The 25515-nt window shown below is 72.4% G+C and carries 28 protein-coding genes; 17 read left to right on the top strand and 11 right to left on the bottom strand.

Annotated elements, in window-relative coordinates; translation table 11 throughout:
- The first annotated feature begins 69 nt into the window (after window positions 1-69).
- Window positions 70-300 (top strand): BrnA antitoxin family protein, encoded by a 231-nt coding sequence (locus tag L7N97_RS02135; RefSeq protein ID WP_237476734.1) that lies wholly within the window; start codon window positions 70-72, stop codon window positions 298-300.
- Window positions 301-310: 10 nt separating this feature from the next.
- On the opposite strand, the gene L7N97_RS02130 is transcribed toward L7N97_RS02135, so the two are convergent.
- On the bottom strand, window positions 311-1444 hold the full coding sequence (locus L7N97_RS02130; protein ID WP_237476733.1) for a major royal jelly family protein: 1134 nt from the start codon (window positions 1442-1444) through the stop codon (window positions 311-313).
- A gap of 210 nt (window positions 1445-1654) precedes the next feature.
- Here L7N97_RS02130 and L7N97_RS02125 point away from each other — a divergent pair, with 210 nt between their 5' ends.
- From L7N97_RS02125 to L7N97_RS02115, 3 genes are all read left to right on the top strand, one after another.
- Window positions 1655-2695, top strand: coding sequence for a YihY/virulence factor BrkB family protein (locus tag L7N97_RS02125; protein WP_237476732.1), 1041 nt, complete (start codon window positions 1655-1657; stop codon window positions 2693-2695).
- Between the two features lie 89 nt (window positions 2696-2784).
- Window positions 2785-2985, top strand: a complete 201-nt coding sequence (locus L7N97_RS02120) for a DUF5993 family protein (RefSeq protein ID WP_237476731.1) — start codon at window positions 2785-2787, stop codon at window positions 2983-2985.
- Window positions 2982-3527, top strand: coding sequence for a disulfide bond formation protein B (locus L7N97_RS02115; RefSeq protein WP_237476730.1), 546 nt, complete (start codon window positions 2982-2984; stop codon window positions 3525-3527). Before L7N97_RS02120 ends, L7N97_RS02115 begins: the two co-directional genes overlap by 4 nt.
- A 3-nt stretch (window positions 3528-3530) precedes the next feature.
- On the opposite strand, the gene L7N97_RS02110 is transcribed toward L7N97_RS02115, so the two are convergent.
- Complete coding sequence (locus tag L7N97_RS02110; RefSeq protein WP_237476729.1) at window positions 3531-4433, bottom strand: SDR family oxidoreductase; 903 nt, start codon at window positions 4431-4433, stop codon at window positions 3531-3533.
- Between the two features lie 181 nt (window positions 4434-4614).
- Here L7N97_RS02110 and L7N97_RS02105 point away from each other — a divergent pair, with 181 nt between their 5' ends.
- On the top strand, window positions 4615-5250 hold the full coding sequence (locus tag L7N97_RS02105; protein WP_237476728.1) for a glutathione S-transferase family protein: 636 nt from the start codon (window positions 4615-4617) through the stop codon (window positions 5248-5250).
- Between the two features lie 138 nt (window positions 5251-5388).
- On the opposite strand, the gene L7N97_RS02100 is transcribed toward L7N97_RS02105, so the two are convergent.
- On the bottom strand, window positions 5389-5601 hold the full coding sequence (locus tag L7N97_RS02100) for a hypothetical protein (protein ID WP_237476727.1): 213 nt from the start codon (window positions 5599-5601) through the stop codon (window positions 5389-5391).
- 107 nt (window positions 5602-5708) lie between these two features.
- Here L7N97_RS02100 and L7N97_RS02095 point away from each other — a divergent pair, with 107 nt between their 5' ends.
- The 5 genes from L7N97_RS02095 to L7N97_RS02075 all read left to right on the top strand — a co-directional run bounded on the left by L7N97_RS02095 (window position 5709) and on the right by L7N97_RS02075 (window position 12310).
- Window positions 5709-7043, top strand: coding sequence for an MATE family efflux transporter (locus L7N97_RS02095; RefSeq protein ID WP_237476726.1), 1335 nt, complete (start codon window positions 5709-5711; stop codon window positions 7041-7043).
- A gap of 149 nt (window positions 7044-7192) precedes the next feature.
- Complete coding sequence (locus tag L7N97_RS02090; protein ID WP_237476725.1) at window positions 7193-8536, top strand: MFS transporter; 1344 nt, start codon at window positions 7193-7195, stop codon at window positions 8534-8536.
- Window positions 8537-8673: 137 nt separating this feature from the next.
- Window positions 8674-9342 carry a 50S ribosomal protein L25/general stress protein Ctc gene (locus L7N97_RS02085; protein WP_237476724.1) on the top strand — a complete coding sequence of 223 codons (669 nt, stop codon included), beginning with the start codon at window positions 8674-8676 and terminating at the stop codon, window positions 9340-9342.
- A 74-nt stretch (window positions 9343-9416) separates the two neighbouring features.
- Window positions 9417-10019 carry an aminoacyl-tRNA hydrolase gene (gene pth / locus L7N97_RS02080; RefSeq protein WP_237476723.1) on the top strand — a complete coding sequence of 201 codons (603 nt, stop codon included), beginning with the start codon at window positions 9417-9419 and terminating at the stop codon, window positions 10017-10019.
- 131 nt (window positions 10020-10150) lie between these two features.
- On the top strand, window positions 10151-12310 hold the full coding sequence (locus tag L7N97_RS02075) for a malate synthase G (protein WP_237476722.1): 2160 nt from the start codon (window positions 10151-10153) through the stop codon (window positions 12308-12310).
- A gap of 88 nt (window positions 12311-12398) precedes the next feature.
- Here L7N97_RS02075 and L7N97_RS02070 read toward each other — a convergent pair whose 3' ends face one another.
- Window positions 12399-12674 (bottom strand): hypothetical protein, encoded by a 276-nt coding sequence (locus L7N97_RS02070; protein WP_237476721.1) that lies wholly within the window; start codon window positions 12672-12674, stop codon window positions 12399-12401.
- A gap of 139 nt (window positions 12675-12813) precedes the next feature.
- Window positions 12814-13350 carry an ankyrin repeat domain-containing protein gene (locus L7N97_RS02065; RefSeq protein WP_237476720.1) on the bottom strand — a complete coding sequence of 179 codons (537 nt, stop codon included), beginning with the start codon at window positions 13348-13350 and terminating at the stop codon, window positions 12814-12816.
- Between the two features lie 320 nt (window positions 13351-13670).
- Between L7N97_RS02065 and L7N97_RS02060 the strand changes: the two genes are divergently transcribed.
- Window positions 13671-15329 carry an ABC transporter ATP-binding protein gene (locus tag L7N97_RS02060; protein ID WP_237476719.1) on the top strand — a complete coding sequence of 553 codons (1659 nt, stop codon included), beginning with the start codon at window positions 13671-13673 and terminating at the stop codon, window positions 15327-15329.
- A gap of 7 nt (window positions 15330-15336) precedes the next feature.
- Window positions 15337-16554 carry a phosphopentomutase gene (locus tag L7N97_RS02055; RefSeq protein ID WP_237476718.1) on the top strand — a complete coding sequence of 406 codons (1218 nt, stop codon included), beginning with the start codon at window positions 15337-15339 and terminating at the stop codon, window positions 16552-16554.
- A gap of 106 nt (window positions 16555-16660) precedes the next feature.
- On the opposite strand, the gene L7N97_RS02050 is transcribed toward L7N97_RS02055, so the two are convergent.
- Together L7N97_RS02050 and L7N97_RS02045 are read right to left on the bottom strand one after the other, a co-directional pair.
- A complete protein-coding gene (locus L7N97_RS02050) occupies window positions 16661-17062 on the bottom strand; it encodes a hypothetical protein (protein WP_237476717.1) in 402 nt (133 codons plus the stop codon).
- A 198-nt stretch (window positions 17063-17260) separates the two neighbouring features.
- Window positions 17261-17794 (bottom strand): 2'-5' RNA ligase family protein, encoded by a 534-nt coding sequence (locus tag L7N97_RS02045; protein ID WP_237476716.1) that lies wholly within the window; start codon window positions 17792-17794, stop codon window positions 17261-17263.
- Window positions 17795-17876: 82 nt separating this feature from the next.
- On the opposite strand from L7N97_RS02045, the gene L7N97_RS02040 reads away from it, so the two are divergent.
- Window positions 17877-19223 (top strand): MFS transporter, encoded by a 1347-nt coding sequence (locus L7N97_RS02040; RefSeq protein WP_237476715.1) that lies wholly within the window; start codon window positions 17877-17879, stop codon window positions 19221-19223.
- Here the strand turns inward: L7N97_RS02040 and L7N97_RS02035 are convergent.
- Together L7N97_RS02035 and L7N97_RS02030 are read right to left on the bottom strand one after the other, a co-directional pair.
- On the bottom strand, window positions 19208-19501 hold the full coding sequence (locus tag L7N97_RS02035) for a type II toxin-antitoxin system RelE/ParE family toxin (protein WP_237476714.1): 294 nt from the start codon (window positions 19499-19501) through the stop codon (window positions 19208-19210). The two genes, L7N97_RS02040 and L7N97_RS02035, sit on opposite strands and share 16 nt — an antisense overlap.
- Entirely contained in the window at window positions 19498-19695 is a 198-nt protein-coding gene (locus L7N97_RS02030; RefSeq protein ID WP_237476713.1) for a hypothetical protein, read from the bottom strand. Before L7N97_RS02030 ends, L7N97_RS02035 begins: the two co-directional genes overlap by 4 nt.
- A gap of 221 nt (window positions 19696-19916) precedes the next feature.
- Here L7N97_RS02030 and L7N97_RS02025 point away from each other — a divergent pair, with 221 nt between their 5' ends.
- Window positions 19917-20483, top strand: a complete 567-nt coding sequence (locus L7N97_RS02025; RefSeq protein ID WP_237476712.1) for an NUDIX domain-containing protein — start codon at window positions 19917-19919, stop codon at window positions 20481-20483.
- 72 nt (window positions 20484-20555) lie between these two features.
- On the opposite strand, the gene L7N97_RS02020 is transcribed toward L7N97_RS02025, so the two are convergent.
- Entirely contained in the window at window positions 20556-21404 is an 849-nt protein-coding gene (locus L7N97_RS02020; RefSeq protein ID WP_237476711.1) for a metallophosphoesterase family protein, read from the bottom strand.
- A 63-nt stretch (window positions 21405-21467) separates the two neighbouring features.
- Window positions 21468-22250 carry an aquaporin Z gene (gene aqpZ / locus L7N97_RS02015; RefSeq protein WP_237476710.1) on the bottom strand — a complete coding sequence of 261 codons (783 nt, stop codon included), beginning with the start codon at window positions 22248-22250 and terminating at the stop codon, window positions 21468-21470.
- A gap of 172 nt (window positions 22251-22422) precedes the next feature.
- Between aqpZ and L7N97_RS02010 the strand changes: the two genes are divergently transcribed.
- The 3 genes from L7N97_RS02010 (at window position 22423) to L7N97_RS02000 (ending at window position 25437) form a co-directional block, all read left to right on the top strand.
- A complete protein-coding gene (locus L7N97_RS02010; RefSeq protein ID WP_237476709.1) occupies window positions 22423-23808 on the top strand; it encodes an inorganic phosphate transporter in 1386 nt (461 codons plus the stop codon).
- An 80-nt stretch (window positions 23809-23888) separates the two neighbouring features.
- Window positions 23889-24128 (top strand): hypothetical protein, encoded by a 240-nt coding sequence (locus tag L7N97_RS02005; protein ID WP_237476708.1) that lies wholly within the window; start codon window positions 23889-23891, stop codon window positions 24126-24128.
- A gap of 190 nt (window positions 24129-24318) precedes the next feature.
- On the top strand, window positions 24319-25437 hold the full coding sequence (locus L7N97_RS02000) for an alkene reductase (protein WP_305069247.1): 1119 nt from the start codon (window positions 24319-24321) through the stop codon (window positions 25435-25437).
- Window positions 25438-25515 lie beyond the last annotated feature (78 nt).

Here is a 25515-nt window from a genome sequence, read left to right as displayed (position 1 = left end):
CGCGATGTCCGGCCTTGCGGCGGGCCGGCCGCGGCGCCACACAGGGGACCACAGACCGAGGACTCCGCCATGGTGAGCACACGCAGGCCGCGCGACCCCTTCGCCGACGCCGAAGCCGTCTTCAGCAAGGGGCCGGCCAAGCCCTCCGCCCCGCCGCCGCCCAAGCCCGCCGCCATCCCCGGCGCGCGGCAGAGCGTGACCCTCAGGATCGACGAGGACGTGCTCGAGCATTTCCAGGCGGATGGCCCGGGCTGGCAGGACCGCATGAACGCCGCGCTGCGGGCCGCCGCGGGGCTGTGAGGCGCGCGCCTCAGCCGCACCTCGCCCGCGGCGCGACCGGCTGCGGCCTGAACCGCATGACCAGGAACGGCGCGCGGGCCTTCATGTCGCCGTCGTCGAATGGCGCCGCGAGCGGCAGCTGCGTGACGGTGACGTAGATCATCCCGTCCGGACCCGTCGCCAGCCCGTCGGGCCACAGCATGTCGGGGCTGGTGGCGACCTGCCGGTAGCAGCGGTCCCCGGGCGGGATCACGCCGACCGCGCGGTGCTCGATCTCGGTCAGGTACAGGTTGTCGTCGGCGTCCATGAGCATGCCGCCGGCGTTGGGCCGCGCCGCGTAGCGCTCGACGCGCTTCTCCAGCGCGTCCGGCTTCAGCGCCGCGTCGGCGAGGTCGGCCATGCGGACGCGGTACACGGCAGAGCCGTTCAGCGGGCCGAAGTAGAGCCACTCGGACCGGGCGTCGAGCGCGATGCCGTCGGCGCCGACCCGCATGGGCGCGCGCTTGCCCGTCTTGGCTTCGAGCCGCTGGAGGGGACGGCCGTCGACCACGATGTCGCGGTCCTCGGGCGTGGTGCCCTTCGATCCCTGCAGCACGCGCCGCGCCTGCCCGCTCGCGACGTCGACCACGATCAGCGCGCCCTGCGAGCCGTCGCCGCCCTGGCCCGTCGCCTCGTCGGCCAGCACGATCAGCCCGCGCGTCTCGTCGACGACCAGGTCCTGCGGCTCGGACGCCGGGACCGTGGCGGGCGGGGGCAGCATGATCGTCCTCGCGAGCCGGTCCGCCTTCGTGTCCCAGCCGACGATCTTGGGCACCGCCTTCTCGCGCTCGCCCATGTCGCCCATCCACATCACGCCCTTGGAGTCGGTGCACATCCCTTGCACGCTGTCGAAATGGTCGGGGCCGGACGGGCCGGCGTTCCAGACGGCATTCGGGTAGGGCTCCAGCCGGTCGGGGGCCGCGAAGACGCTGACGCGCTCGGCCGTGGCGAAGGCCGGGTGGTGGCTCGTGACGAGCCGGCCGTCGGCCGTGAAGGCCGGGTCGCCGAGCGGGATGGTGGAGCGGCCCCAGACCTCCGCCGTGACCGGGGCGTCCGCGGCCCGCGCGGAGGCGGGCCCGGCCAGGAGCAGGGCGGCGAGCGGGACGGCGAGGCGGGGACGGGGCATGCGGGCTCCGGGGTGGGTTCCTCCTGCAACGCGCGGGCTCGATCGCCGGCCGCCGGCGCGGCGAAGGGTCCGACCCCTAGAGGCCCCGCCGGCACGCGCCCGACCCGCCCGGCGCGTCGCCCCGCCCCGGCGCGCGGGCCCGGGTTGCCCGGCTCGCGCGTCGCCTGCTTAACTCCGCCCCATGCGAATCCCCCACGCGAGCGCCCGTCCGTGACACCCGAAGAGCAGGCAGAGGACTGGCGTGCCCAGGTCGGCGAGGAGCCCGGGGCGCCGGGATCGTCGACGGACCTCGCCCGCGCGCGGGAGCCGGGGCGGGGCCGCGAGGCCGACTCCCCGAAGGACATCCCGGCCCGCGGCTGGAAGGACATCCTGGTCCGGGTGTTCTGGGCCACGTCGGCCAACCGGGTCCTGTCGACGGCCGGCAGCGTGGCCTTCTTCGCCCTGCTCGCGGTGTTTCCGGGCATCGCCGCCATCGTGTCGCTCTACGGCCTCTTCGCGGACGCGAGCACGATCTGCGGCCACCTCGTGCTGCTGGCCGGCATCCTCCCGGCCGGCGTGCTCGGCCTCGTCGACGATCAGGTCAGGCTCGTCGCGCAGCAGGACAACAACACGCTCGGCAGCGCCTTCGCGATCTCGCTCGCCGTCGCGCTCTACAGCGCCAACTCGGGCGCGGTCGCGCTGTTCGACGCGCTGAACGTCGTCTACAACGAGAAGGAGGAGCGGAGCGCGCTCCGGCTCTACGCGACGACCTTCGCCTTCACGCTCGCCGGCGTGGCCTTCACGGTGGTGGCCCTGGCGGGCGTGGTCGTCCTGCCGGTGGTGTCCAAGTTCTTCGGCCTGCCGTCGCTGACGGAATGGCTGCTCGCGGTGGCCCGCTGGCCGATCCTGCTCCTCACCATCGTGGTGAGCCTCGCCGTGATCTACCGCTACGGCCCGTCCCGCAACGAGGCCCGCTGGCGCTGGGTGACCTGGGGCAGCGCGATCGCGGCCCTCCTCTGGATCGCGGCCTCGATGCTGTTCTCGTGGTACGTCGCCACCTTCGACAGCTACAACCGCGTCTACGGCTCCCTCGGCGCGGCCGTGGGCTTCATGGTCTGGCTGTGGATCTCGGCCGTCATCGTGCTGCTGGGCGGGGAGCTCAACGCCGAGGTGGAGCACCAGACCGCCCGCGACACGACGGAACCGGGCCGCAGGCCGCTCGGAACCAGGGGCGCCATGATGGCGGACCACGTCGGCAAGGCCCAGGGCTGAGGCGCCCCGCCCGTCGATCCTCGACGACCGGGGTCGCCGCCCGTCTGCTACAAGCCTCCGGTGGAGGCCCGATCCTGGAGGTGTGCGCCGTGATGGCCCTGATCTTCGCGGCGCTGACCGCGGCGCTGCTGACCCTGCTGTTCGGCCCGCGCCGGCTCGCCGCGGCCCTGCTCCTCGCCGGCCTGGCCCTGTCGGCGGCCCTGTTCCTGTTCGAGATCCACGACGCGCGGGACGGCTTCGCCATGCCCTGGCTGCAGGTGGCGGCCGACGCGCCGGAGCGCGGCGCGTGACCCGCGCCCGCCTCGACGACCTCGCGGCCCTCGCCATGCTGCTCGGCCTCCTGGCCGTGCTCGCCGCCGCGCTGGTGATGCAGTTCGGATTCGGGGAGGCGCCCTGTCCGCTCTGCCTGCTGGAGCGCGTCGGCATGTTCGGCGCCTGCTTCGGGCTGGCGATGCATTTCCGCGCCGGTCCCGGCGCCGGCGCGTCGGCCCGCGCCGCGGGCGTCGGCCTCGCCTCGGCCGTGTTCCTGCTCGTCGTGTCGGTCCGACAGGTGCTGCTCGACATCGTGCCCCGGCCCGGCCACGGCTACGTGGGCAGCGCCGTGCTGGGCCTGCACATGCCCGTGTGGGCCGTGGTGGTCGCGGTGGCGCTCATCGCCGGCTTCGCGGGGCGGCTCGCGCTGTTCGGCTCGCCCGCGCGCGAGCCGGACGGGCCGGGGATGACCGGGAGGCTCGCCGGGCTCGCGAGCCTCCTCGTCGCGGCGCTGGCGGCGGTCAACCTCGCCGCCGTGCTGATGCAGTGCGGGTTCGGCGAATGCCGGGCCGCCGGCTGAGCCTCAGGTCCCCTTGCCACCCGTCGCGGCGTAGACCTCGCCCGTCACGTAGCTGGCCTCCTGCGAGGCCAGGAACACGTAGATGGGCGCGCATTCCACGGGCTGGCCGGGCCGGCCGAGCGGCACCTCGGCGCCGAACTTCTGCACCTTCTCCTGCGGCTGGCCGCCGGAGGGCTGCAGGGCGGTCCAGAACGGGCCCGGCGCCACGACGTTGACGCGGATCCCGTGCTCGATCTGCTGCTTCGCCAGCGCCTGCGAGAAGGCGATGATGCCGGCCTTGGTGGTGGCGTAGTCGACGAGGCCGGCCGAGGGGCTGAAGCCCTGCACCGAGGCCGTGTTGATGATCGCCGCGCCGGCCGGCATGTGCTTCAGCGCCGCCTTGGTGATCCAGAACATGGCGTAAAGGTTGGTCTTCATCGTCCGGTCGAACTGCTCGGAGGTGATGTCGTCGACGTCCTCCTGGTTCGTCTGCTTGCCGGCGTTGTTGACCAGGATGTCGATGCCGCCGAGGCCCGAGGCCGCCTTGGTGACGAGTTCCAGGCAGAAGTCCTCGCTCGTGATGTCGCCGGGCAGCAGCAGGCAGGTGCGCCCCTCGGCCTCGACCACCGTCTTCACCTCCTCGGCGTCGGCCTGCTCGTCGGCGAGATAGCTGAGCGCCACGTCGGCGCCCTCGCGCGCGAAGGCGATGGCGGCCGCCCGGCCGATGCCGGAATCCGCGCCCGTCACCAGCGCCTTGCGGCCCACGAGGCGGCCGTAGCCCTTGTAGCTCGTCTCGCCGTGGTCGGGCTTCGGGTCCATCGCCTTCGCGAGGCCCGGCGCGCTCTGCGGCTGGCGGGGGAAGGGCGGCTGCGGGTACTGCTTGCGGGGGTCCTGCATGCGCAGGCGGTCGGCGGCGGCGTCGGTCATGGAAAGGCTCCGGGGTGCGGGGTCCCGCCACAACGGCGCGGACCGGCGGCGGGTCCGGGCTTGCGACGGACCGCCGCAGAGCGGCGAGCGAGGCCGATGGGGCGCGCGACCGCGCCCCGGCCTTGACCCCTGGGCGCGTCGTCCCATCCTCCCGACCGCGAACCGAGGGGGGACAGACACCATGCCGGCCATCAAGCTCTGGGGCTTCGACAACTCCACCTACGTGCGGACCGTGAAGATGCTGCTCGCCGAGAAGGGCGTGACGGACTTCGAGCAGGTGCCCGTGAACGTTCTGAAGGGCGAGCCCAGGCAGCCCGAGCACCTGGCGCGCCACCCGTTCGGCAAGGTGCCGGTGGTGGACGTCGACGGATTCCGCATCATCGAGACGCCCGCCATCGCGGCCTACCTCGACGCGCTGCTGCCGGGGAAAAGGCTGATTCCGACCGACCTCAAGTCCCTGGCGCGCTCGGCCATGACGGTGAGCATCCTCGATAGCTACGGCTACAAGGCGCTGATCGGCGGCGTGGTGGCCTACCACCTGTTCCCCGACTTCGTCGGCGGCAAGAACGAGGCGATGCACCACGAGGGCATCGCCGAGGGCAAGACGGTGCTGGGCGAGATCATGAAGCTCCGCGGGGGAGACCGCTTCATCGCCGGCGCCGAGCAGAGCCTCGCCGACCTCTACCTCGCGCCGATCTTCGCCTACGTGGTGCTCACGCCGCACAAGCAGGAGTTCCTGGCCCTGCCCGGCGTGGCCGACTGGTGGGGTGCCGTGACGGCGCTCGACAGCTTCAAGGGCACCGAATACCCGAGCTGACGGGAGGGGCCCGCGCGGCCTTCCTCGCGGGTCCGCCTCGGCCTTCGCCACCCGTCGTCCCGGGTCGACCGCGCCTCCGGCGCTCCGCCCGGGACGACGCCGCAGCTTCCGGCGACGCGCCGCCGCGGCTCCGCCCGCTCAGCCGAGCAGCCCCTCGGCCTCGGCGTCCTCGGTCACCTTGTCCCAGGCGCGCAGCAGTTCGGCCCGTTCCATCTCGGCCGGGTTGCCGGAGTGCTCGGGATGCACGCTCGTCAGCAGCACGCGGCCGTCCCGGACGTGGAAATGCGACACGCTCCCGTTGGGATGGACGAATCGCTTCGTCACCACGGGGTCGCCCTTGCTCTGGGTCATGCTGCTGCCTCGCTCCGCACCCGGCCCGGCCGGGCCTCGCGGCGAAAGGCGTAGGCAACCGGCGTGCCATGGCGCAGAAACACGGCATCCCCCGGACGGATCCGCCGATGACCAGCCCGAACCGCGTCGCCGTCACCCACGCCGCGGTGATCCGCCTCGCGCTGCCGATGACCCTGGCCCACATGTCGACGCCGCTGCTCGGCTTCGCCGACGCGGCCGTCATCGGGCGGCTCGGCGAGCCCGCGCTGCTCGGCGCCATCGCGGCCGCGGCCGTGATCTTCGATTTCGTCTTCTGGGGCCTCGGCTTCCTGCGCATGGGCACCGCCGGCCTGACCGCCCAGGCGGTCGGCGCGGGCGACCTCGCGGCCGAGCGCGCCACGCTGCTGCGCGCGCTCCTTCTGGCGCTCGGGCTCGGCACCCTGCTGATCGCGCTGCAGAGGCCGATCGCTTCCGTCGCCTTCGCGGCGCTCGGCGCCACGCCGGCCGTCACCGCGGCGGCGCGGAGCTACTACGACATCCGCATCTGGTCGGCGCCCTTCGCGCTCACGAACTACGTCGTGCTCGGCGCCGTGATCGGGCGCGGCCGCACCGACCTCGGCCTCGTGCTGCAGGTGCTCATCAACCTGTCCAACATCGCGCTGAACGTCGCCCTCGTGGCCGGTGCCGGGCTCGGCGTGCGCGGCTCGGCGGTCGGCACGCTCCTGGCCGAGGGCGTCGGCGCCGCGGTCGGCCTCGCCGTGCTGGCCCGGCTGCACGGGCGCTTCGCGGTCGACTGGGCGGCGCTGCGCGACCGCGCGGCCCTGTCGCGCATGCTCGGCGTGAACCGCGACATCATGATCCGCTCGGCCGCGCTGATCTTCGCCTTCGCGTTCTTCACGGCGCAGGGCGCGCGGGGCGGCGACGTCGTGCTGGCCGCCAACGCCGTGCTGATGAACCTCTTCCTGATATCGGCCTACTTCCTCGACGGCTTCGCCACCGCGGCCGAGCAGATGTGCGGCCAGTCGGTCGGCGCGGGCGATGGGGCGGGCTTCCGCCGCGCCGTGGGCATCACGGCCCTGTGGTGCGCGGCCTTCTCGGGCGCCGTGACGCTCATCGCCTTCGCGGGCGGCGGCCTCTTCATCGACGTCGTCACGACGAGCCCCGCCGTGCGCGAGGCGGCGCGCCTGTTCCTGCCCTTCGCGGCCCTCACTCCGCTCTGCGGCGCCATGGCGTTCGAGTTCGACGGCGTCTTCGTCGGCGCGACCTGGACGCGCGACATGCGCAACCTGATGCTCCTGTCCCTCGGCCTCTACCTCGCGCTCTTCGCCGCGCTGCGGCCGCTCGGCAACGCCGGCCTGTGGACCGCGCTCCTCGGGTTCCTGCTGGCGCGGGGCCTGCTCCAGGGCTGGCGCTACCGGGCGCTGGCGGGCTCGACCTTCCCGCGCGCCGCCGCGGCGCGTTGAACCCGTCGAGCGGCCCCGACCTCTGGTCCGACAATAACGGACGTCGACGTGCCGCGGCGATGCAGAACTCGCCCGCCCGAATGCGGTTGACGATGCTACTGATGCGTGTCCTACTCCCGCCCTGAACACTATAGAGGGGGGAGGGGACCATGGCCGTCGCGGAGCGCGTCCCGCTGACGCCGCAGCAGATCATCCTGATGAACTTCGGCTTCTTCGGGATACAATACAGCTTCGGCATGCAGCAGACGGCGATCAACCCGATCTTCTCGTTCCTGCACGCCGACGCCGGCAGCCTGCCGCTGCTCAACATGGCGGGGCCGATCACGGGACTGCTCATCCAGCCCGTCATCGGCGCCATGAGCGACCGGACCTGGTCGCCGCGCTGGGGGCGGCGCAAGCCCTACTTCCTCATCGGGGCGCTCGGCTGCAGCCTGTGCCTGTTCCTGTATCCCTTCTGCATGGCGCTGTGGATGGCGGTGCTGCTCCTGTGGCTGCTCGACGCCTCCAACAACACCGCCATGGAGCCCTACCGCGCCTTCATCGCCGACAAGCTGCCGCCCGCCCAGCACGCCCGCGGCTTCCTCACCCAGAGCTTCTTCACCGGCTTCGGCATCACGCTGGCCAACGTGTCGCTCTTCGTCTTCCAGAAGAGCATCGGCGGGGCGACGGCCTCGGGCATCCCCTACTGGGTGTTCGGCTCCTTCTTCCTCGGCGCCGTGTGTTCCATCGGCAGCGTCGGCCTGTCGGTCCGGACCACGCCCGAGATCCCGCCCTCGGCCGAGGAACTCGCCGCCATGCGGGCCCACGGCGCGGGCTTCGCGGCGACGCTCGGCGAGATCGGCACCGCGATCCGCCAGATGCCGCTGACGCTCTGGCAGCTCGCCCTCGTCTACCTGTTCCAGTGGTACGCGATGTTCTGCTATTGGCAGTACGTGTCGCTGTCGATCGCGAAATCCGTTTGGGGCGCCACGGCGGCCGACCCGGCCTATTCCGACGCCGTCGCCTGGACCGGCCTCGTCAACGGCTTCTACAACGTGGTGACCTTTCTGTCGGCCTTCGGCCTGATGTGGGCGGCGAAGAGATATTCGGCGCGGCTCGTCCACGCCGCAGCGCTGGTGCTGGCGGCGGTCGCGCTGCTGGTGTTCCCGCACATCGGCGACAAGTATCTGCTCTTCGTGCCGATGATCGGCTTCGGCATCGCCTGGGCCAGCATGATGGGCGTGCCCTACATCATGGCGGTCGCCGTGATCCCGCGCTCGCGCTACGGCGTCTACATGGGGATCATCAACATGATGATCGTGATCCCCATGCTGATCCAGACCGTGACGTTCGGCGCGGTCTACGACCACCTGCTCGGCGCCGACCCCGCGAAGGCGCTGACCTTCGCGGGCGTGCTGCTGCTCCTCGCGGCCGGCGCCACAATGATGATCGCCCAGCCGCGCGGCGAGGCCACGCAGAACATGCCCATGGAGGGTCGCCTGCCGGCCGAGTGAGGGGCGCCGGGTTGCAACGGCGGCGCGGGGCGCGTATGCACGGCGCTCCCGCCCGCCGACACCCTTGGAGGCACGGGCGAGGGGACACGCGGCCGCATCGGGCGGCCGTTCGCGTTTTGAGACAGGACATCACGACAATGGCAGCGACCAAGACCATCGCGGCCGTGGCGCGCAGCGGGCTCGGCAAGGGGGCCTCCCGCAGCATCCGCCGCGAGGGCCGCGTGCCGGCGGTCATCTACGGGGGCGGCGACGCGCCCGAGGCGATCAGCCTGGCGTTCCGCGACGCCGAGAAGCACATCTACGCCGGCCACTTCCTGACCACGATCTTCGAGGTCGACATCGAGGGCCGCAAGGAGCGCGTGATCCCGCGCGACTACCAGCTCGACAAGGTCAAGGACCGGCCGCTGCACGTCGACTTCATGCGCCTGAAGCCCGGCTCCAAGCTGCGCCTCGAGATCCCGCTGAACCTCGTCAACGCCGAGACCTCGCCGGGCGTGAAGCGCGGCGGCACCATCAACATCGTGCGCCACACGGTCGAGATGCTGGTGCCGGCCGACGACATCCCGGACAGCATCACGGCCGACCTGTCGAGCCTCGACATCGGCGGCTCGCTGCACATCTCCGCCGTGACGCTGCCCGCCGGCTGTGCGCCGGTTCTGCGCGACCGCGACTTCACCCTGGCCACCATCGTGCCGCCCTCGGGCCTCGCCGAGGCCAACGCCGCCGACGCCGCGGCCGCCGCCGCCGCCGAGGCCAAGGCCGCCGCCGGCGCCAAGGGCGGCAAGAAGGCTCCGCCGAAGAAGTGAGGGCGGCGCTCGCCACCGTCTAGGAAGCGCCCGCTACGGCGGGCGTTTTCATGTCTGGACCTCGGATCTCCGCCATGCTGCTCCTCGTCGGCCTCGGCAACCCCGGCGCCCAATATGCCGGCAACCGGCACAACATCGGCTTCATGGCGGTCGACGCCGTCGCGCGCGCCCACCGCGCCGCGCCGTTCCGCGCGCGCTTCCAGGGGCTCGTGGCCGAATGCACGGTGGACGGCGAGAAGGTGGTGCTGCTCAAGCCCACCACCTTCATGAACGACAGCGGCCAGTCGGTCGGCGCCGCGGCGCGGTTCTTCAAGCTCGGGCTGGAGGACGTCGCCGTGCTGCACGACGAGCTCGACCTGCCGCCCGGCAAGCTGCGCGCCAAGACGGGCGGCGGCAACGCCGGCCACAACGGTCTGCGCTCGATCACGGCACATCTCGGCAACGACTACCGGCGCCTCAGGCTCGGCATCGGCCACCCGGGCGACAAGAACCTCGTCCACGGCTTCGTGCTCAACGATTTCGGCCGCGGCGAGCGGGCCTGGGTCGAGGCGCTCTGCGACGCGGTGGCGGACAACGCGGGCCTCGTCGCCAAGCGGCGCGACGTCGAGCTGCAGAACAAGGTGCACCTGCGCATGGAGGCGGCCGGCTTCGCCGACGTGAGCCTGCCGGGGCGGTAGGGTCGCGACCTGCCCTTCTCCCCTCCGGGGAGAAGCGAAGGATGAGAGGCACTTTTGCGCCTCCGTCCCCTGGCGCCCCGGCCCCGACCGCGTCACATGAGCGGGACGGAATCGCTCCGGGAGAGAACGACATGGACAGGGTGGAGATCGCGGGTCTGAGCGTCGCGGAGCCGCTGGCGCGCTTCCTCGAAACCGAGGTGTTTCCGGGCGCGGGCGTGGCGAGCCGAGACTTCTGGTCCGGCTATGCCGCCATCCTGCGCGACCTCGGGCCTCGCCTGAAGGAGCTGCTCGCCAAGCGCGACGACCTCCAGGCCAGGATCGACGACTACCATCGGTCCCGCCGCGGCCAGCCGCTCGACCAAGCCCATTACATGCGTTTCCTGCGCGAGATCGGCTACCTGCTGCCCGAGGCCGAGGCCGGCACCGTTTCCACCTCGAACGTCGACCCCGAGATCGCCGGCATGGCGGGCCCGCAACTCGTCGTGCCGATGTCGAACGCCCGCTACGCGCTCAACGCCGCCAACGCGCGCTGGGGCTCGCTCTACGACGCGCTCTACGGCACCGACGCGATCCCCCACGGCAAGGGCGCGCCGGCAAAGGGCTACGACGAGGCCCGCGGCGCCCTGGTCATCGCCAAGGCCAAGGCCTTCCTGGACGGCGCCGTGCCGCTCGCCGGCGCCTCCTGGACCGACCTCGTCGGCCTCAAGGTCGCCGGCGGGAGGGTCGAGGCCGAGCTGAAGGGCGGTCGCACGGTCGGCCTCGCGAAGCCGGACGCCTTCGTGGGCCACACCGGCGACGCCTCCCAGCCCAAGGCGGTGCTGCTGCGCCACAACGGCCTCGGCGTGGAGCTCGCCTTCGACCGCGAGGGCACTGTCGGCCGCACCGACCCAGCGGGCCTCTCGGACGTCGTGCTCGAATCCGCCATCTCGACCATCATGGACATGGAGGATTCGGTCGCGGTGGTGGACGCGGACGACAAGGCGGACCTCTACCGCAACTGGCTCGGCCTCGTGGAGGGCACGCTCTCGGCCTCCTTTCCCAAGGGGGGCAAGACCGTCGAGCGCCGCATGAACGAGGACCGGACCTACACGGGGCCGGACGGCGCCCCCGTCACGGTGCCGGGCCGCTCGCTGATGCTGATCCGCAACGTCGGCCACCACATGTTCACCGACATGGTGACGCTGGATGGGGAGGAGACGCCCGAGGGCTTCCTCGACGCCGCCGTGTCGGTGCTGATCGCCAAGGCGGACCTCAAGGCCCGCCGCAACAGCCGCGCCGGCTCGATCTACATCGTCAAGCCGAAGCAGCACGGCCCCGACGAGGTGGCGCTGACGGACGAGCTCTTCGCCCGCGCCGAGAAGCTCGTTGGCATCCCGGCGAACAGCGTCAAGATGGGCATCATGGACGAGGAGCGCCGCACCTCGGCCAACCTCGCCCGCGCCATCCTGGCCGCCAAGGACCGCGTGGTCTTCATCAACACGGGCTTCCTCGACCGCACCGGCGACGAGATCCACACCGACATGGAGGCCGGCCCCATGGTCCGGAAGGACGCCATGAAGGCGTGCCCCTGGATCAAGGCCTACGAGAACAACAACGTCGACGTGGGACTCAGGCTCGGCCTGCCGGGCCGCGCGCAGATCGGCAAGGGCATGTGGGCGGCGCCGGACCGGATGGCCGACATGCTGGCCCAGAAGGGCGGCCACCCGAAGAGCGGCGCCACAACGGCCTGGGTGCCCTCGCCCACCGCCGCGACGCTGCACGCCATGCACTACCACGAGACCGACGTGGCGGCCGTGCAGGGCGAGCTGAAGGGCCGCGCCCCGGCGCGCCTCGAAGACCTGCTGACCATCCCGGTGTCGGATTCCAACTGGGCGCCCGACGCCGTGCAGCAGGAGCTCGACAACAACCTGCAGGGCATCCTCGGCTACGTGGTGCGCTGGGTCGACATGGGCGTCGGCTGCTCCAAGGTGCCGGACATCCACGACGTCGGCCTGATGGAGGACCGCGCGACGCTGCGCATCTCCGCCCAGCACGTCGCCAATTGGCTCGCCCACGGCACCGTGACGGAGAGCCAGGTGCGCGACGCCCTGCGCCGCATGGCGGCCGTGGTGGACCGCCAGAACGCCGCCGACCCGGACTACCGCGACATGGCGCCGGGCTTCGACGGAGAGGCCTTCCGCGCGGCCTCCGACCTCGTCTTCAAGGGCCGGGCGCAGCCGAACGGCTACACCGAATTCGTGCTGCACGAGCGCCGGCGGGCCGCCAAGAAGGCGGCGCGCGCGACGGCGTGAGGGGGAGGGGCGCCGCCGCGAACGCGGCGGCGCCCGACCATCTGCCGGTATCCGGGGCCGTCGCGGCGGGCGCGACGGCCTTTTGCCTTCAGTCCACCGCCTTCAGGTCCGACAGCTCCACCGTCCCGTCCTTGTCGCTGAACGTCGCCTGTCCGCCGTTCGCTTGCTGCACGCCGCTGATCTGGTGGTCGCCGCTGTCGTAGGTCTTGGTCTTGCCGTCCGTCTCGACGACAAGGCGCTTCTTGTCGGGGAAGAAGGCGTAGCGCATCCCGTCCTGCGAGCCGCTCGACGAGGGCTTGCCAAGGTTCTCCGGCCACCAGGCGTCGCCGCCGTCCATGGGCTTCATGGGCATCATCGGTTCCATGGCGTCGCTCCGTCCCGCCGCGCCCGCGCGGCACGGTGGGGAAACGCGCGAGGGCGCGATGATGTCCAGGGGGCATCTCCCTCCGTCATTCCGGGGCGAGCGGAGCGAGAGCCCCGGAATAACGGAGAGAAGGTCCGCGTCACCCCTGCCGCAGCTTGGCCGCCGTCTGCGTCGCGCCCATGCGGTCGGCGAGGTCCTGCGCCGTCATCCCGGCGGCGTCGCGCGCCGCGGCGTCGGCGCCGCGGGCGAGCAGCAGGTCGAGCATCTCCGTGCGGTCGAACATGGCGGCCATCATCAGCGCGGTCTTGCCGTCCGGCCCGCAGCCGTCGACCGGGGCGCCCGCGTCCAGCATGGCCTCGATCGCGGCGCCGTAGCCCTTGAAGGCCGCGGCGGTGAGCGGCACCTGGCCGCGGTCGTTGGCGCGCGCCGGGTCGGCGCCGCGCGCCATCAGGGCCCGCACCGCGTCGGCGTGGCCGTGGTAGGCGGCCAGCATCAGCAGCGTGTCGCCCTTGTCGTTGGTGAGGTTGGCGGGCAGGCCGGCGGCCAGCAGCGCGTCGAGCTCCGCCGCGTGGCCGCGGCGGGCCATCTCGAACACCCGGCCCGCGAAGGCGATCGTGTCCTCGTCCAGGCCGTGCTGGGCGGGGGCGGGGGCGGGGCGGGGGGCGGTGTCGGTCATGGGCGGCCCGTGTTGTCTCTTGCGTCGCAACTCATGCGGCGAGCTACCCCACCTCCCTCATCCTGAGCGGGAGCCGGAGGCTCCGTGTCGAAGGACGCACGAGCGGCCGACTGCTGCGCGGAGAGGGCCCGCGTCCTTCGACACGGGCGCTCCGCGCCCGGCTCAGGATGAGGGAAGTGGGGAAGACCTCGCGATCAGGCTCACATAGCCCGCGCGCGTCGCGCCGGCCAGACTCGGCCGTCGACCCCGGCAGTTCGGGCTTGCGGGGCCGGCGCCGAAGGGGGCAGGGTGGACGGCCGATCCGATCCCGAGAGCCGCCGTTGCCCGACGCCGATCCCGAAGCCCCGTCCGCCGAGCCGCTGCTGCGGATCGAGGATCTCGCGGTCGGCTTCCGCCAGGGCGGGGCGACCACGCGCGCCGTGGACGGCGTGTCCTTCTCGCTGAAGCGCGGTGGTACGCTGGCGCTGGTGGGCGAATCCGGCTCGGGCAAGTCCGTCACCGCCATGTCGATCGCGCGGCTGCTCGAGGCCTCGGGCGCCGAGGTGCTGGGCGGGCGCATCCTGTTCGCCGGCCGCGATCTCCTGACGACGCCGGAGCCCGAGATGCGCCGCATCCGCGGGCGCGCGATCACCATGGTGTTCCAGGAACCCATGACGTCGCTGAACCCCCTGCACCCGATCGAGAAGCAGGTCGGCGAGATCCTCGACCTCCACGGGGAGGGGGGCGGCGCGCGGCAGCGGCGCGCCCGCATCGTCGAGCTCCTGACCGAGGTCGGCATCCCGGACCCCGCGTCGCGGCTCGGCGCCTTCCCGCACCAGCTGTCCGGCGGGCAGCGCCAGCGCGTGATGATCGCCATGGCACTGGCGAACCGCCCGGACCTCCTCATCGCCGACGAGCCCACGACGGCCCTCGACGTCACCGTGCAGGCTCAGATCCTGCGGCTGTTGAAGGACCTGCAGCGCAAGCTCGGCATGGCGATGCTGTTCATCACGCACGACCTCGGCATCGTGCGGCGCATCGCCGACGACGTCTGCGTGATGCAGAAGGGCCGCATCGTCGAGAGCGGCCCGGCGGCGCGCGTGTTCGCGGCGCCCGAACACCCCTACACGCGCATGCTGCTCGCCGCCGAGCCCAAGGGCGCGCCGCCCGCCGCCGACCCCGAGGCCGCGTCCGTCCTCAAGGCCGACGACATCAAGGTGTGGTTCCCGATCCGCCGCGGCTTCCTGCGGCGTACGGTCGGCCACGTGAAGGCGGTGGACGGCATCTCGCTCGACGTGCGCGAGGGTCAGACCGTGGGGGTCGTCGGCGAGTCGGGCTCGGGCAAGACCACGCTCGGCCTCGCCATCCTCAGGCTGATCCGCTCCGAGGGGCCGGTGAGCTACCTCGGCCGCCGCATCGACGGCCTCGACGCCGGCGCCATGCGGCCGCTCAGGCGCGACCTGCAGGTGGTGTTCCAGGACCCCTACGGCTCGCTGTCGCCGCGGCTCTCCGTCTTCGGCATCGTCGAGGAGGGGCTGACGATCGGCCGCAAGCTCCCCTACGCTCAGCGCCGCGAGATCGTCGCCCGCGCGCTCGCCGACACGGGGCTCGATCCGTCCAGCATGGACCGCTACCCGCACGAGTTCTCGGGCGGCCAGCGCCAGCGCATCGCCATCGCGCGCGCCATGGCGCTGGAGCCGAAGTTCGTCGTGCTCGACGAGCCGACCAGCGCGCTCGACATGTCCGTGCAGGCGCAGATCGTCGACCTCCTGCGCGACCTGCAGCGGCGCCGCGGCCTCGCCTACCTGTTCATCAGCCACGACCTCAAGGTCGTGCGGGCGCTCGCGACCGACCTCGTGGTCATGAAGGCCGGCCGCGTGGTCGAGGCCGGGGCGGCGGCCGACGTCTTCGCGAGCCCGAAGAGCGACTACACGCGCGCGCTCTTCGCCGCGGCCTTCGACGTCGCCGCGGTGGGCGACCCCGCCGTGGTGGTGCAGTGAGGCCGCTGTGACCCGCGCGGCCCTGCTCGTCCTCGACTCCGTCGGGGTCGGCGGCGCGCCGGACGCGGAAGCCTATGGCGACGGCGGTGCCGACACGCTCGGCCATATCGCGGAGGCCTGCGCGACGGGCTGCGCCGACCGCGCGGGCCTGCGCGCCGGCCCGCTCCGCCTGCCGCACCTCGACGCCCTCGGCCTCGGCGCCGCGGCCGCCGCGGCGAGCGGGCGCGTGCCCCCAAGCCTCGCCGCCCGCCCTGCGCCGGGCTCGGCCTACGGCTTCGGCGTCGAGCGGTCGGCCGGCAAGGACACGCCCTCCGGCCATTGGGAGCTCGCCGGCACGCCGGTGGCCGAGCCCTGGGGCTACTTCGCGCCGAACGACCCCTGCTTCCCGCCGGAGCTGGTGCGGGCGATCTGCGCCGAGGCCGGCCTGCCCGGCATCCTCGGGGACCGCCACGCCTCGGGCACGCTGATCGTCGACGACCTCGGCGAAGAGTCCCTGCGCACCGGCCTGCCGATCCTCTACACCTCGGTCGACTCCGTGCTGCAGATCGCGGCCCACGAGGAGGCGTTCGGGCTCGAATGCCTCTACGCGCTCTGCGGCATCGCGCGCCGGCTGTGCGACCCCCTGCGCATCGGCCGCGTCATCGCCCGCCCCTTCGTCGGGCGGGACGCGGCCTCGTTCGAGCGGACCGGCAACCGGCGCGACTTCGCCATGCCGCCCCCGCCCGGCACGCTGCTCGACCGCGCCGCGGAGGCCGGTCGCGCCGTCGTCAGCGTCGGCAAGATCTCGGACATCTTCGCCCACCGGAACACCGGCACGGTCCTGAAGGGCCACGGCAACGACGCCAACCTCGACCATCTCGTCGCGGCCATGCGCGATCTGCCGGACGGCGGCCTCGCCGTCGCGAACCTCGTCGACTTCGACTCCGACTACGGCCACCGCCGCGACGTCGCCGGCTACGCGGCCTGCCTGGAGCGCTTCGACCGGCGCCTGCCGGAGCTGCTCGCCGTGCTGCGCGAGGGCGACCTCCTGGTCATCACCGCCGATCACGGCAACGACCCGACCTTCCGCGGCACGGACCACACGCGCGAAGCCGTGCCGATCCTCGCCCACGCGCCGGGCGGCGCCGGCGGGGCGCTCGGGCGGCGGGGCTTCGCCGACGTCGGCGCGACGCTCGCGCGCCACCTCGGTCTGAGGGAGACGGCGAGCGGCCGGGCGTGGGTGTGAGCGTGACGGACCTCAGCGATCGGATCGTCACCGCTCGATCGAGAGCGCTGCTGAGCCTCGTCGCATCGCGAGTCCGCTGAAGGCCGGACCCGCTCTGGACCGCAGTTCAGCTCAGTTTGAGTTCGGCGGGCACGTCCTCCATCGGCTGCCCCTGGTTGGGGAAGGATCCCCGGCCCTTCAGCGTCTCCCCGGCTTTCAGAGCACCCTTCTCGGGAAACTGGAAGCCGCACTCGACTCGCATAACCACTTGGGCAGGGGGGCTCGCCACGCCTCCGGTGATGATGATGCCCAAGTTTTCCTGATTGTTGAAGATGTCGTTGCCCCATCGCCCCGATGGCCCCGTGATCGGCGTGACGCCGTGAGGCGGCGGCAGCGCCTGTGTGATCTCCGCATTCTCGACCTCGACGGCGCCACCGGGTTTCAGCACTCCGTTACAACGGAATGTCGGCGCTCCCATCAGGCCGGTCGTCGCTGTCAACGTGAATTTCAGTGCCGCTGCATCAGCCATTGTCGTCTCACCTGCTCGGGCCGGCTCCCACTGCCGGAAGCCGCCGACTATGAGCAAACAATCAGAAATGAGTTTTTACAACCTATTATCTTCTGTTTCCCTCAAAAAACGATATGTGCTATTCATAATCGATTTTCTTCGACTTCTGCCGTCTTGCCGCCGCGTTTCGGAAGCGCCTTCGCGGACCCCTCCCTCCCCCTAACCCTCGAACACGAACCGTCCGGCCTCCTCCCAGGGACCGCCGCGGTAGTGCCACAGCGCCAGCCCCACGACCGTGCCGGTGATTGGCAGCAGCGCGTCGAGCCGCACCCGCGCGTCGCGTGCCTCCTCGCCCGACACCTTGTTCTGGATCGTCGCGTGGGGACGGTAGCCCTGCGCGTCCTGCGCGGTGAGCCGCCCCTTCCACGCCGCGGCGATGCCGGCGCGCAGCTTCACCAGCCCGGGGCAGTCGATCTCGTAGGCGACGCCGCGGCCGAGGAAGCGCGTCGCCGCCATGGTGAAGGGCAGGGGCGCCGTGGCGGCGCAGTCGGCCCGGAGGCGCTCGACGATCGCGCGCAGGTCGTCGCCCGGCAGGTGGTGGAACAGCGTGGCGTGGGCAGGCACGCGGTTCTGCGCGGCCGGGAAGTAGCGGCGCCGGAGGCCGTCGAGCAGGTCGAAGCTCTGCGGATCGAACAGGGCCGTCATGATCAGCGGGTCGGGCTCGGGCGCGCCGGACGGACTATGGTGGGACATCGACGGTTTTCCTGATCGCCGAACGGCCGGCTCCGCCCCCATCTAGGGCGCAGCGCGCCGCCTGCCGAACCGGAGTCCCGCCGTGCCGCCTCCCGCCGACGCCGCCCCGCCGCCCGACGCGATCGAGGAGGCCGGGCTCGACGCCGGCTCGCTGCCCGACGCCGCCGCGCTGTGCGGCGCGCCGGCCGGCCTCCCGCCGGGCCCGGTCGCCCACAACCGGATCGGCTCGGCCCGCTACCTCCGGGCCAGCGTGGCGCTGTTCCTCGCCGGCTTCGCGACCTTCTCGCTGCTGTATTGCCCGCAGCCGCTGCTGCCCGTGCTCGGCCGCGCCTTCGGGGTCCAGGCCGCCTCGGCGTCGCTGGCGGTGTCGTTCGGGACGGCCGCGCTGGCGCTGTCCATCGTCGCGGCCGCGACCCTGTCGGACCTCAGGGGGCGCAAGCCCGTGATGCTGCTGTCGCTGGTGCTGGCCTCGGCCCTCAACGCCGCCTCGGCCTTCGCGCCGCACTGGGGCCTGTTCCTCGCCGCCCGCGCGCTGGAGGGCGTGGCGCTCGGCGGCGTGCCGGCCGTCGCCATGACCTACCTCGCAGAGGAAACCGAAGCGTCGGGCCTCGGGCTCGCCATGGGGATCTACGTCGGCTCGACGGCGGTGGGCGGCATGGGCGGGCGCGTCATCACCGGCCTCGTGGCGGAGGCGGCCGGCTGGCGCACCGCCGTCGCGGCTGTCGGCGCCATCGGCCTCGCGACCGCGCTCGGCTTCGCGCTGCTGCTGCCCGCCTCGCGGCACTTCCGCCCCCGCGCGGTCGACCTCGGCACGCAGGCCCGCGCCTTCCGGGCCGCGCTGGCCGACCGGCGCCTCGTCGCGCTCTACCTCTTCGCCTTCCTGGCCATGGGCGGCTTCGTCGCGGTCTACAACTACGCCGGCTTCCGCCTGGAGGCGCCGCCCTACGGGCTCGACCAGGCGCAGGAGGGGCTGATCTTCACGCTCTACCTGCTCGGCACCGTGTCCTCGACCGTCGCCGGCACGCTCGCGGATCGCCTCGGCCGCGCGCCCGTGATGGCGCTCGGCATGGCGATCGCCCTCCTCGGCGCCGGCGCCACGCTGTTCGCGCCGCTGCCCGCCGTGGTGCTCGGCATCGCGCTCGTCACCGTGGGGTTCTTCGCCGGCCACGGCGTCGCCAGCGGCACGGTGGGCGGCTTCGCCGGACCCAACAAGGCGCAGGCGGCCTCGCTCTACCTGCTGACCTATTACCTCGGCTCGTCGGTGCTCGGCACGGCGGGCGGCGTCTTCTGGACGGCCGCGCGCTGGCCGGGCGTCGCCGGCTTCGTCGCGGCGCTGTTCGCCGGGGCGGTGGCGCTGGCGGCGGTGCTCGGATCGACCGTGGCTCGTCGCGGCCTCACGTCACCGAGCCGCAGTCAACCGTCCCGGTAAGGCCGTCGGCGACGCGGATGTACGATGGCGAGCATGCGAACGACACCGCGTTCCAGCAATACCTCATAGTAGAGCAGGTATCGTCCCTTGAGCACGACCGCCTTTCGGACGCCCGGCACGTCCTGCGCTCGGCCGCTGAAGGGGTGATCCGACAGGCGACGGAGGGTCCGTTCGATCGAGCCGCCGACCTCCGCCGCCCAAGCGGGAGAGAAAGCCTCGAGCTCTTCCGCGATCGTGGAGAGTTGCCTCAGCGCCGTTGCGGTGAACTCGACCTTCACCGCCGGAAGCGGGCCAGGACAGCTTCCACGTCCTCATCGCTGGCGATCTCGCCGCGGCGCGATTGCTCGAGACCCTCCAGAACCAGCGCGCGATCGTCGTCGTCGATCATTTCGATGCCGTGGTCGTCGTCGGCGACCTCGGCCGGCGGAGCGCTCGCTTTAGACGGATCACTCTGCACGGTGCGTCGAGCCATGACGATGCTCCGAGGATGCGTAGCGACGAGGCCGGTTGAGATCACCCTATCATCACCGGCCATGCAGCCATAGCCGCGTCGGCTGCTTGCAAGGCCTGACGCGCGACACGCCGAACTGTGAGCCGGGGCGGCGAGGTCGTCGGGGGGGCCGACCTCGCCGAGGCCGCCGCCGCGCCCTATCCTCCGGCGGCCAGAAGACGGTCTGGCCAGCGGGAGACGGCATGGTCGCGATCAGGTCCACGAAGCTCGTCCACGACGGCTGGCTCAAGCTCCGCGTCGCCACGCTGTCGGGCGACGACGGCGTGGAGTTCACCCGCGAGATCGAGGACCACGGCCCGGCCGTGGCCGTGCTGCCCTACGACCCCGAGCGCCGCGTGGCGCTCATGGTCAGGCTGCCCCGCGCGCCCGTGCTGCTGATGGGCGCGGCCTGCGACTTCCTCGAAGCGCCCGCCGGCCTGCGCGACGACGGCGAGGAGCCCGAGGACGCCGCGCGCCGCGAAGCGGAGGAGGAGGTCGGCGTCAGGCTCGGCGCGCTGGAGGAGGCCGGCCACGCCTGGTCGATGTGCGGCGTGTCGACCGAGCGCATGCACCTCTTCCTCGCCCCCTACGCGGCCGAGGACCGCACGGGCGAGGGCGGCGGCCTCGCCCACGAGCACGAGAACATCGCCGTCGTCGAGGCGCCGCTCGCCGAGCTGGCCGCCCTCGCCGACCGCAACGCCCTCGACGACATGAAGACGCTGTGCCTCGTGCAGACGCTGCGGGTGCGGCGGCCGGAACTGTTCGGCTGAGGGACCGGCCGGCTCCCGCGAGGGGCGCCCCGGAACGATGGTGCGTGCGTCAGGCCCGCGGCGGCTCGGGGGTCACACCGCCGCGCCGAGCCGCGCGCTGCGCGACTGCATCTCGGGAAGCTCGATCCGCCCCTCCACGAAGTCGTCGAACACCGCCTGCAGTTCGGGCGACACGGGCCGGCCGGCGATGCTCTGCACCAGCAGGGCCTCGCGGACCAGCGCCGGCCGGTCGGGCGCGCCGGCGGTCTGCAGGAAGGACGGCTCGCCCGACGGAGCCTCGGGGTCGAGCACCGCCGCGGTGAGGATGCCGGAGCGGTAGGCGCCGGTGTCGATGGAGATGCGGTTCGGCGTGACGACGGGCCGGTCGCCCATGATCGTGTGGCCGTGCACGACGCGCCGCGGCAGCCGGCCCTCGAAGGTGAGGAACTCCTCGCGGATCCAGGTCAGGTCCTCGTGCGACTGGCGCTCCAGCGGCACCCCGGGGCGGATGCCGGCATGGACGAAGAGGTGGGTGCCGTCGTCGTGCGTCAGCGGCAGGGACGCCAGGAAGGCCGCGTGGCGGCGCAGTTCGGCGTCGCGCCCCTGCAGGGTCGGGACCGTGAGGCCGTAGCTCTCCACCGTGTGGGTGTAGAGCGTCCAGGCCCAGTCGGGCACCACGGCGCCGCGCGTCACGGCGGCGATGAACAGGTCGTCGTGGTTGCCGCGCAGCGGCACGAATCGGTCGCACGCGCGGCGCGGCCCCGCCATCACGCGCGCGATCACGCCGCGGGAGGCGGGGCCGCGGTCGACATAGTCGCCGGTGAAAACGATCTTCGCGGCGGCGCCGCGGCCCTCGGCGTCGCCCTCCACCGCGTCGAGCAACCGCTCCAGGAGGTCGAGGCGGCCGTGGATGTCGGCGATGGCGTAGGTGACGGTTCTCATCGACGCTGAGCTAGAGCCGAGCCGGGGCCGGCGCAAGGCGGGGCCGCCATGCGCCGCACGGGCTCACGCCCGCGGCGGCACCGCGGGATCGGCGAGGGCCGCGTCGGTGCGCTGCTCCTGTTCGGTCGGCAGCGACTGGGTGGCGGCCCGCATGGTGATCTGCGCCTCGGGCTCCGCGGGCCGCAGCGCGGTGTAGACGAAGGCCGCGACGGCCGAGCCGATGCAGGGCGCGACGATGAACAGCCACAGTTGCGCGAAGGCGCCGCCGCCCGCGAACAGCGCCGGTCCGATCGAGCGGGCCGGGTTGACCGAGGTGTTGGTGACCGGGATCGACACGAGGTGGATGACGGCCAGCGCCAGGCCGATGGCGATGCCGGCGAAGCCCACCGGCGCCTTGATGTCGGTGGCGCCGAGGATCACGAACATCAGCAGGCCCGTCATCACCACCTCGGTCACGAAGCAGGCGAGGAGCCCGTAATGGTCGGGCGAGCGGTCGCCGTAGCCGTTGGTGGCGAAGCCCGAGGCGGTGGCGTCGAAGCCCGCCTTGCCGCTGGCCACGAGGTAGAGCACCGCCGCCGCCAGGATGGCGCCGACCACCTGCGCGATCATGTATCCCGGCGCGCGGCGGGAATCGAACTTGTTCGCCAGCACGAGGCCCAGCGTGACGGCCGGGTTGAGGTGGCAGCCCGAGATGGGGCCGACCGCGTAGACCATGATGAGCAGCGACAGGCCGAAGGCGGCCGCCACCCCGGCGAAGCCGATGTGGGGGCCGGCCAGCACGGCCGCGCCGCACCCCCCGAACACGAGCACGAACGTGCCGATGCACTCCGCCGCGTAGTTCCGCATGGGCTCACCTCAGAGTCTGTGACGACAGGATCGCGGCGACGAGCGGCGCGGGGGTCCGGCATCCGAAGCGGTCGAGGGACGCCTTTGTTCCGCCCCAATTCATCCCCGCCGCCCGTCGCACGACCGTCACACAAGGCTGCGCTGATTCCCCCGTTCGGCGGGGGACGACGGGATGGGGATGCTCGCGGCGGTGGCGCCGGGCTCGACGCTGGCGGTCGTCTTCCTGGCGCTCTGCCTCGCGCTGGTGCTGGCCTTCGAGTTCTCGAACGGCTTCCACGACACCGCCAACGCGGTGGCGACGGTGATCTACACCCACTCGCTGAAGCCGGTCGCCGCCGTGGTGTGGTCCGGCATCATGAACTTCCTCGGCGTGCTGCTCGGCGGCATCGCGGTCGCCTACGCCCTGGTGGAGCTGATCCCGCCCGACGTGCTGTCGCCGCCGGACGGCGGCATCGCGGCCGGCATGCTGGCCGCCATCTTCGTGTCGGCGCTGGGCTGGAACCTCGCGACCTGGCTGATGGGCATCCCGAACTCGTCCTCGCACGCGCTGATCGGCGCGCTCGTCGGCATCGCGGTCGAGGACACGCTGCGGCACGGGCGGGCGCTCGGGCAGGGCGTCGATTGGCACGAGGTGTGGAGCGTGCTTCTGTCGCTGCTGGTGTCGCCGGTCCTGGGCTTCGGCCTCGCCATGGCGGCCTTCTGGCTGCTGAAGCGCTTCATCCACGACGAGCACCTGTACGAGCCGCCGAAGGGCGAGGAGCCGCCGGTGTGGTGGATGCGCGCCGTGCTGATCGGCACCTGCACGGCCGTGTCCTTCGCGCACGGCACCAACGACGGGCAGAAGAGCATCGGCCTCATCATGCTCACCATCATCGGCCTGTTCCCCATGACCTACGCGCTCAACGTCGACATGACGGGCGCGCAGCTCCGCGCCATCGCTGGCGACATGGGCGAGGCGGCCGCGCTGATCGGACGCTACGGCGACGACCGGCGGCAGCTCGGCGTCGCGGCGGCCCGCGCCATCGAGGCGCGCTTCGGCGCCGCGCCTTCGGGCTCGGCCATCCCGGCGACGGAACGCCCGGCGCTGCGCAACGACATGAACCTCGTCCTGACCGAGCTGAAGCGCGCCGGAGAAGCCGCCCGCATCGGCGAGGCCGACGAGGAGCGGGCGCACGAAATCCACGAGACGCTGATGGGCACCGCGCAATACGTGCCGCTGTGGGTGCGGGTGCTGAGCGCGCTGTGCCTCGGGGCCGGAACCATGATTGGCTACAAGCGCATCGTGACGACGCTGGGCGAGAAGCTCGGCAAGCAGCACCTCGCGCCCGCGCAGGGCGCCGCGGCCGAGGTGGTGGCGGCCGGGCTGATCGGCGGGGCGGGGTTCAGCGGCTTCCCGGTGTCGACCACCCACGTGGTCACGGGCGGCATCGCCGGGACGATGGTGGCCTCCGGCGCGGGGGCCGAGCCCGGCATGCTCCGGCAGATCGGCGTCGCCTGGATCCTCACGCTGCCCGCCACGGTGGCGCTGTCGGCTGGCCTCTTCTATCTCCTGTCGTGAGGCGAAACGTCGGACCTTTGCGCGCCCCTCCGAACCGGGCTATGCGTCCGCCCGACGTTAATCGAGGCTCGAATCCCACGATGCACACCACTCTGGCGACGGCCCTGACGATTCTCACCCTCCTGACCCCCACGCTGGCCTCGGCCGAGATCACCACCGACACGGTGCGGCAGAAGGCCGAGCAGGCCTGCTACGACGACGTCAACAAGCTGTGCGGCGACGCCATCCCGGACGAGGACAAGATCAAGGCCTGCATGAAGGCGCACCGCACGCAGCTCAGCCCCAAGTGCCGGACCATCTTCGACTCCTACGCGAAGTGAAGGCGCCGAGCCCGTCGCCATGCGGCGGCGGGGAGGGCGCGACGAGCGATCGACGACCCTGAAAGGCGTCGAGCAGTGCCTCCGAGCGATCCTCACAGGCATGCTCGACGCGAACCGGAACAGAACTCCCGCGTTTCCGTGGTGAAACCCGGCGCACCCGCGCCGCACCGAGCCCGCGAGACGCCCCGTTTTGCCCCACGCCGACAGCCCCGTCCTGCAGCCCTTCACCCTGGGCGACCTCGACCTCAAGAACCGCGTCGTCATGGCGCCGCTGACCCGCAGCCGCTCCTCCACCGAGGGCGTGCCGCCCCCCTTCGCGGCCGACTACTACGCCCAGCGCGCCGGCGCCGGCCTGATCGTCGCCGAGGCCACCAACATCTCGCCTCAGGGCGTCGGCTACGCCTACACGCCCGGCATCTGGTCCGACGCGCAGGTGGAGTCCTGGTCGCGCGTCACCGAGGCGGTGCACCGCAACGACGGCCGCATCGTCCTGCAGCTCTGGCACACGGGCCGCATCTCCCACCCGGACGTGCAGCCCGGCGGGCAGCTCCCCGTCTCGGCCTCGGCCATCCGGCCCGAGGGGCAGGCCTTCACGGCGAAGGGCATGCAGGACCACGTCACGCCGCGCGCGCTCGACACGGACGAGATCCCCGGCATCGTCGAGGATTACCGCCGCGCTGCCGCCAACGCTCGGCGGGCGGGCTTCGACGGCGTCGAGGTCCATTCGGCCAACAACTACCTGCTCGAACAGTTCGTGCGCGACTCGACCAACGAGCGCACGGACCGCTACGGCGGCTCGATCGAGAACCGCCTGCGCTTCCCGCTGGAGGCGGTGCAAGCCGCGATCCAAGGCTGGGGCACTGCCGAGCGGGTCGGCATCCGCCTGTCGCCAGCGACCACCGGCGTCGGCAACACGCCGCTCGACAGCACGCCGGCCGAAACCTACGGCGCCTACGTGGACGCGCTGTCGAAGCTCGGCCTGCTCTACATCCACGTCATCGAGGGCGTGACGCAGGGCAGCCGCGACATGCCCGACGGCGCCGAGCTCTCCGCCCTGCGCGAGCGCTTCGCGGGCGCCGTGATGAGCAACAACGGCCTCGACTTGGCGCTCTGCGAGCGCGAGCTCGCGGAAGGGCGCGCCGACCTCTTCGCCTTCGGCCGCCCCTTCATCGCCAACCCCGACCTCGTGTACCGCCTCGCCACCGGCGGTCCGCTGGCCGAGGCGCCCAAGGCGACCTGGTACGGCGGCGACTTCCACGGCTATTCCGACTGGCCGGGCATGCGGGGCCCCGTCGAGATCCGGCGCTGAGGGTCGGGGATCGCAGGGGCCCCGCCCCGCCCCGCCCCGCCCCGCCCCGCCCCGCTTCGCGTCGTCCGGCTCGGCGGT

The organism is Lichenibacterium dinghuense (assembly GCF_021730615.1).
GTDB classification, from domain to species: domain Bacteria; phylum Pseudomonadota; class Alphaproteobacteria; order Rhizobiales; family Beijerinckiaceae; genus Lichenihabitans; species Lichenihabitans dinghuensis.
Note: the sequence above shows the minus strand (reverse complement) of the source record. Positions and strands in the feature narration are given on the sequence as shown.

Excerpts from the sequence above, each read along its gene's own strand:
- L7N97_RS02135 (WP_237476734.1), top strand. The coding sequence starts at position 70 with ATGGTGAGCACACGCAGGCCGCGCGACCCCTTCGCCGACGCCGAAGCC.
- L7N97_RS02130 (WP_237476733.1), bottom strand. The coding sequence starts at position 1,444 with ATGCCCCGTCCCCGCCTCGCCGTCCCGCTCGCCGCCCTGCTCCTGGCC.
- L7N97_RS02110 (WP_237476729.1), bottom strand. The coding sequence starts at position 4,433 with ATGACCGACGCCGCCGCCGACCGCCTGCGCATGCAGGACCCCCGCAAG.
- L7N97_RS02105 (WP_237476728.1), top strand. The coding sequence starts at position 4,615 with ATGCCGGCCATCAAGCTCTGGGGCTTCGACAACTCCACCTACGTGCGG.
- L7N97_RS02100 (WP_237476727.1), bottom strand. The coding sequence starts at position 5,601 with ATGACCCAGAGCAAGGGCGACCCCGTGGTGACGAAGCGATTCGTCCAT.
- L7N97_RS02095 (WP_237476726.1), top strand. The coding sequence starts at position 5,709 with ATGACCAGCCCGAACCGCGTCGCCGTCACCCACGCCGCGGTGATCCGC.
- L7N97_RS02090 (WP_237476725.1), top strand. The coding sequence starts at position 7,193 with ATGGCCGTCGCGGAGCGCGTCCCGCTGACGCCGCAGCAGATCATCCTG.
- L7N97_RS02085 (WP_237476724.1), top strand. The coding sequence starts at position 8,674 with ATGGCAGCGACCAAGACCATCGCGGCCGTGGCGCGCAGCGGGCTCGGC.
- pth (WP_237476723.1), top strand. The coding sequence starts at position 9,417 with ATGCTGCTCCTCGTCGGCCTCGGCAACCCCGGCGCCCAATATGCCGGC.
- L7N97_RS02075 (WP_237476722.1), top strand. The coding sequence starts at position 10,151 with ATGGACAGGGTGGAGATCGCGGGTCTGAGCGTCGCGGAGCCGCTGGCG.
- L7N97_RS02070 (WP_237476721.1), bottom strand. The coding sequence starts at position 12,674 with ATGGAACCGATGATGCCCATGAAGCCCATGGACGGCGGCGACGCCTGG.
- L7N97_RS02065 (WP_237476720.1), bottom strand. The coding sequence starts at position 13,350 with ATGACCGACACCGCCCCCCGCCCCGCCCCCGCCCCCGCCCAGCACGGC.
- L7N97_RS02050 (WP_237476717.1), bottom strand. The coding sequence starts at position 17,062 with ATGGCTGATGCAGCGGCACTGAAATTCACGTTGACAGCGACGACCGGC.
- L7N97_RS02045 (WP_237476716.1), bottom strand. The coding sequence starts at position 17,794 with ATGTCCCACCATAGTCCGTCCGGCGCGCCCGAGCCCGACCCGCTGATC.
- L7N97_RS02030 (WP_237476713.1), bottom strand. The coding sequence starts at position 19,695 with ATGGCTCGACGCACCGTGCAGAGTGATCCGTCTAAAGCGAGCGCTCCG.
- L7N97_RS02025 (WP_237476712.1), top strand. The coding sequence starts at position 19,917 with ATGGTCGCGATCAGGTCCACGAAGCTCGTCCACGACGGCTGGCTCAAG.
- L7N97_RS02020 (WP_237476711.1), bottom strand. The coding sequence starts at position 21,404 with ATGAGAACCGTCACCTACGCCATCGCCGACATCCACGGCCGCCTCGAC.
- aqpZ (WP_237476710.1), bottom strand. The coding sequence starts at position 22,250 with ATGCGGAACTACGCGGCGGAGTGCATCGGCACGTTCGTGCTCGTGTTC.
- L7N97_RS02010 (WP_237476709.1), top strand. The coding sequence starts at position 22,423 with ATGGGGATGCTCGCGGCGGTGGCGCCGGGCTCGACGCTGGCGGTCGTC.
- L7N97_RS02005 (WP_237476708.1), top strand. The coding sequence starts at position 23,889 with ATGCACACCACTCTGGCGACGGCCCTGACGATTCTCACCCTCCTGACC.